General features: G+C 74.2%; 12 protein-coding genes and 1 rRNA gene. 1 reads left to right on the top strand and 12 read right to left on the bottom strand.

Translation table 11 applies throughout. The features are described 5' to 3' along the window. Positions 1–12: 12 nt before the first annotated feature. The 8 genes from BUB75_RS41980 to BUB75_RS48005 all read right to left on the bottom strand — a co-directional run bounded on the left by BUB75_RS41980 (position 13) and on the right by BUB75_RS48005 (position 8,946). Complete coding sequence (locus BUB75_RS41980; RefSeq protein WP_073266114.1) at positions 13–945, bottom strand: copper transporter; 933 nt, start codon at positions 943–945, stop codon at positions 13–15. Next, positions 942–2,126 carry a putative cytokinetic ring protein SteA gene (steA, locus tag BUB75_RS41975; RefSeq protein ID WP_073266112.1) on the bottom strand — a complete coding sequence of 395 codons (1,185 nt, stop codon included), beginning with the start codon at positions 2,124–2,126 and terminating at the stop codon, positions 942–944. The genes BUB75_RS41980 and steA overlap by 4 nt, the downstream gene beginning before the upstream one ends. An 80-nt stretch (positions 2,127–2,206) precedes the next feature. Next, a complete protein-coding gene (locus tag BUB75_RS41970) occupies positions 2,207–3,412 on the bottom strand; it encodes a GNAT family N-acetyltransferase (protein ID WP_073266110.1) in 1,206 nt (401 codons plus the stop codon). Beyond that, positions 3,409–5,184 (bottom strand): DNA repair protein RecN, encoded by a 1,776-nt coding sequence (gene recN / locus BUB75_RS41965; RefSeq protein ID WP_073266183.1) that lies wholly within the window; start codon positions 5,182–5,184, stop codon positions 3,409–3,411. The genes BUB75_RS41970 and recN overlap by 4 nt, the downstream gene beginning before the upstream one ends. Before the next feature lie 10 nt (positions 5,185–5,194). Then, positions 5,195–6,124, bottom strand: coding sequence for an NAD kinase (locus BUB75_RS41960; RefSeq protein ID WP_073266108.1), 930 nt, complete (start codon positions 6,122–6,124; stop codon positions 5,195–5,197). A 1-nt stretch (position 6,125) separates the two neighbouring features. After that, positions 6,126–6,938, bottom strand: a complete 813-nt coding sequence (locus BUB75_RS48015; RefSeq protein ID WP_073266106.1) for a TlyA family RNA methyltransferase — start codon at positions 6,936–6,938, stop codon at positions 6,126–6,128. A gap of 44 nt (positions 6,939–6,982) precedes the next feature. Beyond that, on the bottom strand, positions 6,983–7,573 hold the full coding sequence (locus tag BUB75_RS48010; protein ID WP_073266104.1) for a hypothetical protein: 591 nt from the start codon (positions 7,571–7,573) through the stop codon (positions 6,983–6,985). After that, entirely contained in the window at positions 7,570–8,946 is a 1,377-nt protein-coding gene (locus BUB75_RS48005) for a phasin family protein (protein ID WP_073266102.1), read from the bottom strand. Before BUB75_RS48005 ends, BUB75_RS48010 begins: the two co-directional genes overlap by 4 nt. A 414-nt stretch (positions 8,947–9,360) precedes the next feature. On the opposite strand from BUB75_RS48005, the gene BUB75_RS41940 reads away from it, so the two are divergent. Further along, complete coding sequence (locus BUB75_RS41940; protein WP_073266100.1) at positions 9,361–9,699, top strand: SCP2 sterol-binding domain-containing protein; 339 nt, start codon at positions 9,361–9,363, stop codon at positions 9,697–9,699. A 229-nt stretch (positions 9,700–9,928) separates the two neighbouring features. Here the strand turns inward: BUB75_RS41940 and BUB75_RS41935 are convergent, their stop codons facing one another. The 4 genes from BUB75_RS41935 to rrf all read right to left on the bottom strand — a co-directional run. Then, on the bottom strand, positions 9,929–10,954 hold the full coding sequence (locus tag BUB75_RS41935) for an HAD-IIA family hydrolase (protein WP_073266098.1): 1,026 nt from the start codon (positions 10,952–10,954) through the stop codon (positions 9,929–9,931). Continuing rightward, positions 10,951–11,472, bottom strand: a complete 522-nt coding sequence (locus tag BUB75_RS41930) for a tetratricopeptide repeat protein (RefSeq protein ID WP_073266096.1) — start codon at positions 11,470–11,472, stop codon at positions 10,951–10,953. Before BUB75_RS41930 ends, BUB75_RS41935 begins: the two co-directional genes overlap by 4 nt. A gap of 46 nt (positions 11,473–11,518) precedes the next feature. Next, positions 11,519–13,195 carry a tetratricopeptide repeat protein gene (locus BUB75_RS45920; RefSeq protein WP_073266094.1) on the bottom strand — a complete coding sequence of 559 codons (1,677 nt, stop codon included), beginning with the start codon at positions 13,193–13,195 and terminating at the stop codon, positions 11,519–11,521. A 1,697-nt stretch (positions 13,196–14,892) separates the two neighbouring features. Then, a 5S ribosomal RNA gene (gene rrf / locus BUB75_RS41920) occupies positions 14,893–14,983 on the bottom strand; the annotation flags it as partial.

Here is a 14,983-nt window from a genome sequence, read left to right as displayed (position 1 = left end):
TTGCGCGGCTACTCAGCTGCGGAGCGTGGGGATTCGCGCGCTCGCGCCGCTACCGGTGCCGTAGTGCCCGGCGCGGCCGGTGAACTGCTCGGTCAGCGCCATGGCGGTGGCCACCTGGCCCTCCGCGAGCGACACCCCGTCCACGGTCGAGATGGTCTTCGCCAGCGTACCGTCGTCCCTCACGGCCGCGACCGGGTTGCCCGCGCCCGCGGCCGTCGGCGCCGCCAGCACCATCTGCGACGCCACCACGTCGAACTGCTTCACGGCCTCCAGGAACGCGGTGTTGCGGTCCTCGGCGTCGCTGCCGGTCTCCGGCGCGCCGGCGACGATCACGACCGCGGTGGGCGGCACGTCGCTCACCTTGCCTTCCAGATCGAGTACGCCGAGGCTCTCGTATCCGGTCAGAATCCTGGTGCGGCTGTCCGGCGTGATCGGCGCCTTGTTCGCGAGCAGCACCGTGGCCAGCAGCGCGGACGCGGTCTCGACGCCGACGCCGTTGTTCGGCAGCGTGGTCACGGCGGGCGGCGTGACCCGGGCGGTGAGGTCCTGCAGGGCGTCGTCCTTGTTCGGGTCGGTGAAGTCCTTGCGCAGCCGCATCTCGCCGGTGATCGTCGCGCCGGCCTTCTTCAGCATGTCGACGACCTTGTCGCGCTCGTCGTTGTCGGCGGTCGGGCCGCTGACCACGAGCACGCTCTTGCCGGTGAGCTTCCCGGCCAGCAGCACGGGCGCGATCTGCCGCGTGAACTCGTCCTGCGACGCCGCTCTGGCCTGCAGTTCCTCGACCTGGTCACGCAGCTGGCCGTTGCTGTTGCGCAGGCCGCTCACCTGCTCGGAGATCTGGTTCTGCACGGTGCCGTTCAGCGCGGCCGTGCCGAGTACCAGCCCCACGGCGAGCGCGAGGAAGACCGCGGTCAACGAGACCACGTGGTAGCGGAAGTTGATCACGAGAAGAGCCTCTGCAGCTGGAAGACCAAGTTGTCCCACTGCTCGGCGAGCAGTTGCAGGGAGGTGCGACCGACCGTCGAGATCGCGAGTGCCGCAGCCATCGCGCACAGCGCGGCGGCGATCAGGACGAACAGGGACATCGAAGACACTCGTTGCCGGTAGAGGCGACTCACTCCCTTCGCGTCCACCAGCTTGCCGCCGACCCGCAACCGGGTCAGGAACGTCGACGCCATCCCGGCGCGTCCCTTGTCGAGGAATTCGACCAGCGTGGCGTGCGTCCCGACCGCGACGATGAGCGTCGCCCCCCGCTCGTCGGCCAGCAGCATCGCGATGTCCTCGCTGGTCGCCGCCGCCGGGAACACCACCGCGCGGACGCCGAGCCGGTCGACCCTGGCGAGGCCGGGCGCGCGTCCGTCCGGATACGCGTGCACGACGACCTCGGCGCCGCAGCGCAGGACGTCGTCGGAGACCGAGTCCATGTCGCCGACGATCAGGTCGGGGGTGTAACCGGCCTCCACCAGCGCGTCCGCACCACCGTCGACGCCGATCAGCACCGGCCGGAACTCGCGGATGTACGAGCCCAGCACCTCCAGGTCCTCGCGGTAGTCGTACCCGCGGACCACGATCAGACAGTGCCTGCCGTCGATCGGCGTCCGGATCTCCGGGACGCCGACGCCGTCGAGCAGGAGGTCGCGCTCCCGCTTCATGTACTCCATCGTGTTCGCGGCGAACGCCTCGAGCTGCACCGACAGCCCGGCCTTGGCCTCGGTCATCGCCGCGGCCACCGACTCGGTGTCCTGCCGCTGACCGGTCGCGACCAGCTCGTCACCGAGGTAGATGCTCGACCCGTCGATCCGGATCCGCTGGCCCTCGCGGACCCGGTCGAAGATCTCCTGGCCGACCGCGTCGACGAGCGGAATGCCCGCGCCGACGATCACCTCGGGGCCGAGGTTGGGATAGCGGCCGGAGATGCTCGGCGACGCGTTGATCACCGCCGAGCAGCCCGACGCCACCAGCGCGTCGCCGGCGACCCGGTCGATGTCGACGTGATCGATGATCGCGACGTCGCCGGGCTTCAGCCGTTGGGTGAGCCGTTTGGTGCGGCGGTCGAGTCGCGCCGGCCCTGCCGTGGCGGAGTCGCCGTCGGCAGCGCGGGGGCGTCGGAGAGTCGGGAGGCGCATCCCTTGCATCCTCTCATCGGACCGCACCCGCTTCCTAAACGACGCGCCCTCACCGATCGAACCACCACAAAGGCCACTAATCAGAACTCGTCGAGCATCCAGGGTGTCGGACCGGCGAACACCGCGGCCAGCCGGGCCAGCGCGCCCGGCTCCCCCTCGGCCAGACCGGCCGACGTCAGAGCGGCCGCACCGGCGTACCCGGTGAACACCGCCGCCAGCCCGCGGCTGCTCAGCCGGACCGCACCGGAACCGCCGGGGGCCAGGCTGCCCGTGCCGTCGGCGACCGACAGCTGCCACCGTCCCTCGTGCCAGGGGGCCTGGGGGTCGACGATCTCCAGGTCGACGTCGGCGGCGAGCGGCCCGAACCCCCGGCCGGCGACGGCCAGCGGCGCGTCGACGACCCGCAGCATCCACGGCTCGTGCTGGGTGTAACCGCCGCGCGGCAGCCCGAGGCCGCCGATCACCGGGTCGGCCAGCCGGATCCGGGTGTCGCCGATCGACGTCTGCCAGGAACCGGCGCAGGTCAGCAACGCGTCGCGGACGTCGGGGCGGTCGGCGATCAGGTCGTGGACGTCCAGCCGCGGCGGCCCGTCGGGCTTCTCGCGCCGGGACCAGCTGACGTAACCGGCGTCGACCCCGTCGACGGACGCGATCACCACGCCGTCCAGCGTGGCCAGCAGCGTCAGGTCGAACGCCGGCCCGGTGCGGGTGAGCGGCCCCACCGCCGGGCGCGCGGCCTCGGTGTAGAGCGCGTGCACGGAGGCGAGGTCGTCCGCGGCCGGATCGTCCCGGTCGAGCGCGCGGAGCGTCACCTCCTTGCCGTCGTGACCGGCCCCGGCCGGACCGGAGCGCCCGGCCGCCGACAGGCGGGCCGCCGGGAGGTCGATCCGGGCGAGCGTGCCCGCCACCTCCCAGCCGAACGCACGGTAGGCCGTCGGGATCGACGGGAAGAGCGCGCTCACCGGGGTGCCGTCGGCGTGCATCCGCTCGATCGCCCGCCCGAGCAACAACCGGGCGACGCCCCGGCGGCGGGCGTGCGCGGCGACGGCCACCGCCGCGATGCCGCCCATCGGCAGGTCACGGCCGGCGAACCACTGCCGGTACGGCCGGATCGTCGTGACGCCGAGCAGGTCGCGTCCGTCGCGGGCGGCGAACACGATCTCGGTCTCGGTCACGCTGCGATACCGGTCGGCACGGTCGGGGCCACCGAACGCGTTGCGCAGCAGGTGCGCACCCGCCCGGATCAGCGCCTCGTCGTCCGGGGTGAGCTGGATGACCTCGATCATGCGGCGGCGTCCTTCTCGGCCCGCGCGACCGCGAGCAGTTCCTCGGCGTGGGCGATACCCAGGTCGCTGTCGTCCAGACCGGCCAGCATCCGGGCCAGCTCCCGCGGACGCTCGGCAGCCGACAGCGACCGCAGGCCGCTGGTGGTGACCGATCCGTCCGAGTCCTTCACGACGACGACGTGGTGGTCGGCGAACGCGGCGACCTGCGGCAGGTGGGTCACGACCAGCACCTGGTGGGTGCGCGCCAGCCGGGCGAGCCGCTTGCCGATCTCCACCGCGGCCCGACCGCCCACCCCGGCGTCCACCTCGTCGAAGACCATCGTCGGCGGGCCACCGGCACCGGCGAACACCACCTCGATCGCGAGCATCACCCGGGACAGCTCACCGCCGGACGCGCCCCGGTGCAGCGCCAGCTCCGGCGCACCGGGGTGCGACGCCAGCCGCAGCTCGACGTCGTCGACCCCCTCCGGGCTGACCGCGAGGCGTCTGCCGTCGACCACGACCGAGGGTGTGGCGGCGCCCTCCGCGACCTCACGCTGCATCACCGCGGCCACGACTCGCGCGTGCGGCATCGCCAGCCCGGTCAGCTCCGCGGTGACCTGCTCGCCGAAGCGCGTGGCCGCGGCGGACCGGGCCGCCGACAGCGCGCCAGCCGTCGCGGCCAGCTCGGCGGCGACCTCGTCACGCTTGGCGCGCAGCGCGTCCAGCGCCTCCTCGGACGTGTCGAGGTCGGCCAGCTTCGCCGCGGCCTGCTCGGACCAGGCCAGGACGCCGTCGATCGTATCCGCGTACTTCCGGGTCAGGCCCGCCAGCTGCGCGCGCCGCTCGTGCACCGCGGCCAGCCGGGCCGGGTCGGCGTCGAGGCTGTCGGTGTAGGAGGCCAGCTCGGTGCCGAGCTCGCCGCAGAGCGCGGCCAGCTCGTCCGCACGGCGGCCGGCCTCGGCCAGCACCGCGTCGTGACCGGCCACAGCGGACAGCGCCCGCCGCACCACGCCGAGCAGCGCCGCGACGTCCGCGGACTCGGTGTCCATCGTCGGGTCGCCGGCCAGCGCCTGGTGCGCGGTGTACGCGGCGATCCGCAGTTCCTCCGCGTGCTCGAGGCGTTTGGACTCGGCTCTGAGCTCCTCGTCCTCACCGGGCAGCGGATTGACGGCCTCGATCTCGGTCAGGCCGAACCGCAGCGCGTCGGCCTCCTGCGTGCGTTCGCGCGCCCGGTTCGTCCGGTCGGTGATCTCGGCGACCACTGCCCGCCAGGCCTGGTACCGCTCCTGACACTGCGCGCGCAACTGCGTGACCTCGTCACCGGCGTACCGGTCGAGCGCGCCGCGCTGCTCGGCCGCCGACAGCAGCCGCAGCTGGTCGGACTGGCCGTGGACGGCGAGCATCTGCTCGGCCAGCTCGCCGAGCAGGCCGACCGGGACCGTCCGGCCGCCGACGTGCGCGCGTGACCGCCCCTCGGCGGCGACGCTGCGGGCGAGCAGCAGTGTGCCGTCGTCGTCGGGCGCCGCGCCCGCCTCGGCCACCCGGTCGAGCACGAGCTTCTGCGCCGGGTCGTCAGGCGCGAACCGCAGCCGCCCTTCGACCAGCGCCCGCCCGGTGCCGCGGCGTACGCGGCCCGCGTCGGCGCGGCCACCGAACAGCAGGCCGAGACCGGCCACGACCATCGTCTTGCCGGCACCGGTCTCCCCGGTGACGACGGTGAATCCGTCAACGAGCTCCAGCGTCGCGTCTTCGATGACGCCCAGTCCGGTGATTCGGATTTCCTCCAGCACGCCGCCGAGGCTACCCAGCCCCACCGACATCGGTGGCACCGCGCCCGGAACGAGCGGCTTCCGCGTCGCCGCGCCAGCCCTGCACCGGCAGGCCGAATTTCGCCACCAGACGGTCGGTGAACGGGCGCGGGCTCATCCGCACCACCCGCACCGGGTCGCCGCCCCGCCGGATCACCGCGCGGCTGCCCGGCGGCATCTGCACGACCCGCTGCCCGTCGCACGACACCACGGCCGGGACGCCGTCCGAGAGCACTTCGACGATGATCGTCGAGGTCGGAGCCGTGACCAGCGGACGGGCGAACAGCGCGTGGGCGCTGATCGGCACGACGAGCATCGCCTCCACGTCCGGCCAGACCACCGGGCCGCCCGCCGAGAACGCGTACGCGGTGGAGCCCGTCGGCGTCGCGCACACGACGCCGTCGCAACCCCAGCGGGACAGCGGGCGACCGTCGATCGACACCATGACCTCGAGCATCCGCTCGCGCATCGCCTTCTCGACGCTGGCCTCGTTGAGCGCCCAGCTGTGCGCGATCGAACCGTCCGGACGCCCGACCGTGAGGTCGAGCGTCATCCGCTCGTCGACGACGTAGTCACCCTCGACGACCCGCCGCACGGTCTCGTCGAGGTGCTCGGCCTCCGCCTCGGCGAGGAACCCGACCCGGCCGAGGTTGATCCCGAGCAGCGCGGCGCCGGCCGGGCGCGCCAGCGCCGCGGCCCGCAGCAGCGTCCCGTCGCCGCCGAGCGCGAACACGATCTCGGCGCCCACGGCTGCCTTCTCGTCCGGGCGGACGACCGTTGCGTCGATGTTGAGGTCGGGCGCTTCATCGGTCAGCACCCGCAGGCCGAAGCCGGCCTCGGAGAGCTGGGCCGCGACCCGGCGGGCGTGCACCACGTTGAGCGCGCGACCGGCATGCGTGACGAGCAGTGCCTGCCGACTCATCTCAGCTAGCTCTCCCTGGATCTGGTGCTTGCTCGACGGCTGTCCGGACAGCGGCGGGGTCCACCGGCGGGGCGTCCCGCCGCAGCCAGAGAAAGAACTCCACGTTCCCGGACGGCCCGGGAAGCGGGCTGGCGACGACCCCGGCGACGCCGAGGCCCATCGTCGCAGCCGTCGCCGCGACGCCGAGCACCGCCTCGATCCGCAGCTCGGGATCTCTGACGACACCCCCGCTTCCCAGCCGTTCCTTGCCCACTTCGAACTGCGGCTTGACCATCGGGACCAGGTCGCCGTCCGGCTCGGTGCAGGCGGCCAGCGCGGGCAGCACCAGGCCGAGCGAGATGAACGACAGGTCGGCGACGGTGACCGCGCACGGCCCGCCGATCGCGTCCGGAGTCAGCGTGCGGACGTTCGTGCGGTCGACGACCGTCACCCGCTCGTCGGTCTGCAGCGACCAGGCGAGCTGGCCGTAGCCCACGTCCACCGCGACGACGCCCGCCGCGCCCGCGCGCAGCAGCACGTCGGTGAAGCCGCCGGTGGACGCGCCGGCGTCCAGGCAGCGGCGATCCTTGACGCTCAGCCCGGTGAACGCGTCCAACGCGCCGGCGAGCTTGTGTCCGCCGCGCGAGACGTAGCGGGGCCCCTCGTCGACGGCGACCGTGACGGCGCTGGCCGGGTCGACCGCGGTCGCCGCCTTGGCGGCGGGCCGGCCGTCGACCTTGACCGCACCGGCGGCGATCAGCTGGGCGGCGTCCTCGCGGGACCGGGCCAGGCCGCGGCGTACCAGTTCCGCGTCCAGGCGGGTTCGGCGTGCCACGGCGTCAGGCTCGGGGATCGTGCGAGGTGGTGCGGAGACGCACGTCAGCTCCCGTCGACCGCGGCGAGCGTGTCCTGCAACGTGCGGTGCACGGCCTCGTAGGCGGCGACGTGCTCGGAGACCGGCCGCTCGTCCAGGTCGTCGAGGCGCGCGAGGACGGCGGTCACCTGCTCCGCAGCCGCAACGTCCGACCCCCCGGTCCCCAGCGTCGGAGTCCCCGGCGCCGAGCCCTCCGGCGCCAGGGTCGCTCCGGCCGAGGCCGCTGGCGCCGAGCCCGGCGCGGCCGAGCCCGGCGCCGTCGAGCCCGGCGCCGTCGAGCCCGGCGCCGTCGAGCCCGGCGCCGTCGAGCCCGGCGCCGTCGCTGCCGCGGAGCCCGCAGCAGCCGGAGTCGCGGCCGCCGCGGCGGCTCCGGCCGAGCCCGCGGCGGCGGCGGTCGAGATCGCGGCCGGCGGGCCGGAGGCGGCTGCGGCCGGAAGGCCGGAGGCCGGGGCCGGGGCCGGGGCCGGGGCCGGCAGGCTGCCGGGCGTCGCTGAGCGACCGGGAACCACCGGAGGCGGGCCGGGCTTCGGCGCGGGCGGCGGACCGGGCTTCGGTACCGCCGCGCCGAAGCTCCGACTGTCCGGTTCGGACGTCACGAGTCGGTCGACCCGCCGGCCGGTGCCGCGCTGTCACCACCGGTGCTCTTGGCCGGGGTGCTCTTGGCCGGGGGGGTCTTCGCCGGGCTGGTCTTCGCAGGCGTGGCCTTGCTGGCGGTCGCCTTCGTCGCCTTGGCCGCGGGCGTGCGCTTGGCCGGCGTGCGCTTGGCGGGCGTCGTCTTGGCGGGCGTCGTCTTAGCCGCCGTCGTCTTAGCCGCCGTCGTCTTAGCCGCCGTCGTCTTCGCCGCCGTCGTCTTCGCCGCGGTGGCCTTCGCCGTCGACGTGGCCGCGCTCGGCTCGGCAGTGGACGAGGCCGGGGCGGCCGCGAACGCGGGCTTCGCCGGAGCAGCCTTGGCCGCATCCGTCGTGGCCGGGGTCGCCTTGGCTGCGGTGGCCTTCACGGCGGTGGACTTGGCCGCGGTCGCCTTCGCCGGCGTCGACTCAGCGATGGCCGACGTCGCCGCCGGGGCCGTGGCCGCCGGAGTCATCCCTGCCGCAGCCGACGCTGCCTCAGCCGGGGTCGTCGCCGCCGGGGCCGTCGCCGCCGGGGCCGGGGCGGCGGGCGTCGCCGCCTTCGCCGGAGCAGCCTTCGCCGCCGTGCTCTTCGCCGCCGTCGACTTGGCAGGCGCCGTCTTCGCTGGCGCCGTCTTCGCGGGCGTCTTCACCGGCGCAGCCTTCGCAGCCGTCTTCGCCGGGGTCGCCTTGACGGCGCTCGCCAGCGCGTCGCCCTGCGTGCCGCCCGCGGTCTCACTGGCCGGCGTCGCCTTCGCCGGAGCCGACGGCTTCGCGGGAACCGGAGCCGGAGCCGGCGTCGCCTTGGTGGCCGTCGTCTTCGCCGCGGTGGCCTTCGCCGTCGACGCCGACGGCGCCTCAGCCGCCGCCGCCTTGGCCGGAGCCGGCGCCTTGGCCGGAGCCTTCACCGGAGCCGGCGCGGGAGCCTTCGCCGCCTTCTTGGCGACCTTCTTCGCCGCGACCTTCTTCGCCGCCGGCTTCCCGGTCGTCGCCGCCGCGCTCGCCAGCGGGTCGCCCTGCGGCCCACCCGCCGACCCGGCGGACGCCGGCGCACCAGAGGCCTGCGCCTTCTTCAGCGCGGCCTCGAGTTCCTTGATCCGCGCGGTCAGCTGGCTGACCTCGTCGGCGGTGGCCAGGCCGACGCGGTTGAGCGACTTCTCGATCTCCGAACGGATCAGGTTCGTCAGCGCCTCGCGGTTCTCGAGGCTGGTCGCCAGGAGGTCTTCCGTGAGCGCCTGGACCTGCTTGACGGTCGCGCCGCCACTCTTGGCGAGCTCTTTCGCGGCAGCCTTGGCACGCTTCTTGGGCACCTCAGTGAGCCCTGTCGCGAGGGCGAGGTACGTCTTCAGAGCATCCTGCATTGGGTAGACACCTTCCGCTGCGCCGCGTTGGCCCACGCGGCCGAGTCACCCCACGCTACCCGCTGGTCCCAGCGACCAGCACACCGCCGCTGCTGACGAACGTCCGTCCACGGCCAGAATCGCACGTCGCCGTCGTGTCGATCGACCACATCGGCCGGACACGCCGACACCACCGACCGCTTCCACCGTCACGCTCCGAGACGCCCGCCCCGCCGAGTACCGAACGGCGTGCCGCTCCCATACGAAGCGGCCCCGTCCAGGACAGCTATGGCTCGCCCGAACGGGTCCACTCACCTCGGCAGCAGCGACGAGCCGCGCCGGTCGCCCGGACCCTGCCGAGGTACCGTCCGTCCGGGGCGGAAAGCCCGGAACCACGAACAGACCGGAACCACGAACAGAGAGGACCGGCCACGTATGGCGACGCTGGAGGAGTGCCGCAAGGCGCTGCAGGACGTGGCCGACCGGATCGCGTCCGGCGACACCGGCGACCGGGAACCGCCGAAGCTCGATCGCTCCCTCGCCTGCCGGCTCACCGACCTCGGCACCGGATTCCACGGCCGGCTGGCCGGTGGCACGATCCAGGACATCGCCGACGGCGACGACCCCAAAGCGCAGATCGCACTGACCCTGAGCAGCGACGACCTGGTGGCGCTGAGCCGCGGCGAGATCAACTTCGCCAAGGCGTGGGCCAGCGGCCGGATCAAGGTTCAGGCGGGCGTCCGAGACCTAATCAAACTCCGCACCCTCCTGTAGTGCACGGCCCGCCGAGGGGGCGAGGCTGACAGGCGAGCGCGAGGCCTTGAGACAACAGCCAGATCGCGGCGGCCTCGCGCTCGACTGCCAGCCTCGTCCTCGGCGGGCTCCACGTCCAAGCGCTCGCGACCACGTCCGAACGCGGCGCCACGTCCAAACGCTCGGCCGCACGTCCGAACGCGGCGCCACGTCCGAGCACTCGGCTCCGCGCGCGCGACGTCGGGGCGAGCTACAGCTGCAGCGCCCGCAGCGCCGCGGCCGCGTCGGCACCCTCGCCCTTCACCGCCGACGGTGAGGGCAACGACCACGCCGCCACGGCCAGCGCGCGCAACGCGTCCACATCATCGGAACCGGACCCGCGCAACACCACAGCGGAGCCGTCGACGCGCGTCGTCCAACCCCCACAGGTAAAGCCGTCCGCAGACGGCACCATCGCCGGGTGGGGCACCGCAAGTCCCCGCAGGTCCGCCGCCACGTACGTCGGCCGTTCCCCCGGCCCGGCGGCCAGCAGGTCGGAAGCCTCGGTCACGCCGGTCAGCACCAGCAGGCTGTCCGCACCACCGTTGACCGCTCCGGCCATGTCGGTGTCGAGCCGATCCCCGATCACCAGTGGCCGCTGCGCACCGGTCCGCCGCACCGACTCCTGGTGCAGCCGTGGATGCGGCTTCCCGACCACCACGTCCGGCTCCCGGCGCACCGCCGTGACCAGCGCCGCCACCAGCGCACCGTTCCCCGGCAACGGACCCCGCGACGACGGGATCGTGAAATCCCGGTTCGTCGCCACCCACAGCGCGCCGGCACGCAGCGCCACCGACGCCTCGGCCAGCTGCTCCCAGCCGACCTCCCGCGCGTACCCCTGCACGACCGCCGCCGGCTTCTCGTCCGCCGACCGCACCGGCCGCAGCCCCACGTCCGCGACCTCGTCCGCGAGCCCCTGCGCACCCACCACCAGCACCGGCGCACCGACCGGCAGTTCCTCGGCCAGCAGCGCCGCCGATGCCTGCGCCGCGGTGACCACCTCGTCCTCGGAGCCCTCGACCCCCACCCGCGCCAGCAACGCCACCACGTCCGGCGCGCGCCGCGACGCGTTGTTCGTCACGAACCCGATCCGCATCCCGGCAGCACGAGCGGCGGCCACGCCGTCCGGCGCGAAAGCGATCGGTTCTTCCTGCAGGTACAACACACCGTCGAGGTCGAACAGGGCAGCGTCGTACCGTTCGGTGAGCGGCGTCTCGCTCCCGGGGAGTCCACTCACCGGGCGTCGCCGTCCTCGATGTCACGCAACAGTCGTTCCAGGTCCGACGGCACGTTCACGTCCGATCCCCGCACCGGCGGAGCCTCCTCCGGCACACCCGCCGTCGCCGGCCCACCGACCGGGTCCACCGCGTTCTGCGCCCGAGCGTTCCGCAGCGCGGTCGCGTAGTGGTGGTCGTGCGGCTTCATCGCGACCGCCAGCGACAGATGCTCCACCGCCGCCTTCGGATCCCCGGACCGCAACGCCGCCAACCCCAACCCGAACAACGCGTAGTCGTCGGACGGATGGTCGGCCACAATCTGCGCGAACAGCTGCCGGGCCTCCTCGTACTGCTGCGCGTCGAACAACGCGCGCGCCAGCGTCTCCCTGGCCGCCCGCGATCCGGGGTCGGCTGCGAGCGCCCGCTGCAACAGCTGGGCCGCCGCCGCCGCGTTGCCCTGCCGCAGCAGCTCTTCGCCCCGACGGAACCAGTCATACGCCTCGCCGGTCGGCGAGCCGTGCTCCGGCGTCTCAGTCATGCGTCAGCCTCCGAAGTCATAGCGGCCTACGGCCGCCGACGGCGGGTTACCCCGCGCGACCGTCCCCGCCGTCGTAGTTCTCTCCATCGGAGAACGACGCCGTCCGGCTGGGCACCGCACGCTCGGAGGTGGGGGCCGGCCCCGTCCCGGCGGAACTCGAGTCACCGTCGGCGCCCGACCGCTCGGGGGCACCACCGTCGATGTCGCTCTCCCCCACCGACGCGGTCAACTCCTCGTCCGTGGGCCGCTCGACGACGTCCTCGTCGTCGTCCCAGTCGTCGTCCTCGTCGGTCACCGCGCTGACGGCGTCGTCAGCCACAGCACCCGCGCCGTCACCGACGCTGCCGCGGCCGTCGCTGCCGTCGACGTTGGTGTCGCTGCCGTCTCCGCCGACGCTGCTGTCGCCGCCGCTCCGGCCGAAACCGTCGTCCCCGCCGCCCGAGTCCTGCACATCACCCCGGCCGACGATCTCGCCGTCCTCACCAGCCGCGACGCCGGCGCCGACCAGGTCCGCGGTGTCGCTCCGCTCGGCCTCGTCGCCGTCGATGGCCTCGTACGGCTCGTCCGCCAGCACCCGCGCGCGCACCGCGCAGTCGTCGGCTCCCCGGCCAGGATTCTCGCCGTCGCCGTCGCCCAGCACGTCCACCACCACACCACCGGCGCTCTCGCCGCCGCGGCCCTCGGCATCGGCGCCCTGCGCATCAAGCACCGCGCCACCGGCGTCCTGGCCGCCGCGCAGCCCGCCGCCGCCGTCCTCGGCGCCGTGCGGGTCAACCACCGCGCCGCCGGCGCCCTGGTCACGGGTCTTGCCGTCGTGCCCGTGAGCCACCGGGCCGTCGACGTCTCCGCCGAGAATCTCGCTGTCCTCGTCCTCGGCTACCGGGGTGCCGTCGGCGTCGAGTCCGTCAGGCTCGCCTTCGTCATCGGCGTCATCGGCGTCATCGGCGTCGTCGTCCCAGCTGTCGCCCTGCTCGTCGCGGGCGCTGCCGTCGAGGAACTCGTCCTCGTCGTCGCTCTCGTCGGTGAACAGGAAGCCGTCGAGGTCGAGCACGCGCTCGCCGGCGTCGGTCACGCCGTCGGAGTCCACGTCCGCAGCCTGGACGAACCATTCCCGCGCCTCGTCCACGCGCCCGGCCGCGAGCAGCAACTCGGCGTACGCGTACCGCAGGCGCGCCTGCCAGGACGCCGGGCGGCCACTCCGCAGCTCCGGCACCTCGAGCTGGGTGATCGCGCCGTCCAGGTCGCCCTGGTCCTGCCGGGCGCCCGCAGCCACGATGAGCAGTTCCACCCGCGTCTCGGTGTCCAACTGAGCGGCTTCCGGACTCCCGGCCAGCTCGATCGCTTTCTCCGGCCGTCCCAGCGCCCGCTCGGAGTCCGCGATCACGGCCAGGTGGACGTCCGACCCGGTGAACCGCCGATAGGCCCGGAGTTCCGCGATCGCCAGGCGCCACTCACCGGCGTGGTAGGCAGCCAGGCCGACCGCCTCACGCACCGACGCGATCCGCGCCGCCTGCTGACGGGCCGCCTGGGCGTGCTCCAGCGCACGGGCCGGGTCGGAGTCGAGGAACCGTCCCGCGGCGACGAGGTGACGCGCCACGGTGTCGGATGCGCCCTTCGGCAGCGAACGGAGCTCTGCCCGCACCTCGCGGTCGAGATCCCGCACCTCGATGTCGGCGGGGATCTCCGGACCGAGCGGCCGCGGCCGTGACGGCGCACCAACCACGATCGGCCCGCTCGAACCGGGACGCGTAGGCCGCGAGGACGACGACCGTCCGGAGCCGCCTCGCCCGTCCGGACGCCCCGGCCGCTGCCGGTCGCCGTACGAACCGCGGTCGCCGCGCGCTCCCCGGTCACCGTACGAAGGCCGATCGCCCTGAGAGGGCCTCCCCGCGCCATAAGCCGGCCGGTCCCCCCGCTGCGGCCGGTCACCGGACGAACCCCGGTCACCGCCATACGCCGGACGATCCCCACGCGACGGCCGGTCACCAGACGCACTCCGGTCACCGCCGTACGCGGGACGGTCACCCCGCGAGCCGCGGTCGCCGTACGAGGGTCGATCCCCGCGCGGCGGCCGGTCGCCCGACGCACCGCGGCCGCCCCCATACGCCGGACGGTCCCCACGGGACGGCCGGTCACCAGACGAACCCCGGTCGCCGCCATACGACGGTCGGTCGCCCCGCGAGCCACGATCGCCGTACGGGGGACGGTCTCCACGGGGTGCCCGATCGCCGGACGAACCGCGGTCACTTCCGTATGACGGGCGGTCGCCACCAGACGGCCGGTCGCCAGACGAGCCACGGCCCCCATACGACGGACGGTCACCCCGCGGTGGCCGGTCACCAGACGAGCCCCGGTCACCGCCGTAGGACGGGCGGTCCCCGCGGGACGGACGGTCACCGGACGAACTGCGGTCGCCGCCGTAGGACGGGCGGTCCCCGCGGGACGGCCGATCGCCAGACGAGCCCCGGTCACCGCCGTAGGACGGGCGGTCCCCGCGGGACGGACGGTCACCGGACGAACTGCGGTCGCCGCCGTAGGACGGGCGGTCCCCGCGGGAGGGCCGGTCGCTCGACGAGCCTCGGTCACTGCCGTAGGCGGGCCGTTCACCGCGGGAGCCGCGGTCACCGTAGGACGGGCGGTCCCCGCGGGACGGACGGTCACCGGAGTAGCCGCGCTCCCCGTCTCGCGGAGCGCGGTCGCCCCGCGGCGGTCCGTCGGAACGCTGGTCGCGGAAGCCGGACCGGCCCTCCTCGGAGCGCGCACCGCCGTGCGGACGCCCACCGCGCGACCAGCTCGCTCCCGGCGGACGCGGTCCGCGGCCTCCGGCACCGCCGGCGCTGTGGCCGCCCGAGCCGCCCTGGCGCCCGGCGCGGAACGGCCGCTCCTGGCGGCCGGCGTCGTCACCGGAGCGGTCGAACCGCCGCGGGCCGCCGCCATCGCGCTCCGAGCGCTCGCCCGAGCGGTAGGGACGCCGCTCCCCACGCTGATCACCGGAGCCGTGCTCACGATGTCCGGCGCCAGGCCGCGGTCCCGACGGACGGCCGGAACCCTGCTGGCGCGGACCGGAGTGGCCCTCACCGCGGGCAGCCTGACCCCGCACGTGACGGCCGGCCGACGGCGCACCGGCGCCGGAGCGACGTTCACCTCGGGGAGCTCCGCCTCGTGCGCCCGCGCGGTCGTTGCGCCGGCCTTCCCCGCGCGCGTCTCCGCGTCCGTACCCGCCTGCGTCGGCCACTCTGCACCTCCGGTTCACAACGTACTGGGCGCGGCCGCCAGGCCGTCCCCGCGGGGCGCGCTCGGAGCACCGACACCGGATACCCGCTCGACGCGACGTAGTCCCCACATAGCAGTAACGCCGCTACCGACCCCAGACCCGAAATCGGGTATTCCTAGGGCCAGTAACGGCGTTACCAAAGAAAAGTCCGGCGGCGTCCTACTCTCCCACACCATCACCAGTGCAGTACCATCGGCGCTGAGGAGCTTAGCTTCCGGGTTCGGAATGGGACCGGGC

The organism is Cryptosporangium aurantiacum, from assembly GCF_900143005.1.
Classification (GTDB): Bacteria; Actinomycetota; Actinomycetes; order Mycobacteriales; family Cryptosporangiaceae; genus Cryptosporangium; species Cryptosporangium aurantiacum.
The sequence above is the reverse complement of the archived record's forward strand: the minus strand, read 5'-3'. Positions and strand labels throughout refer to the sequence as shown.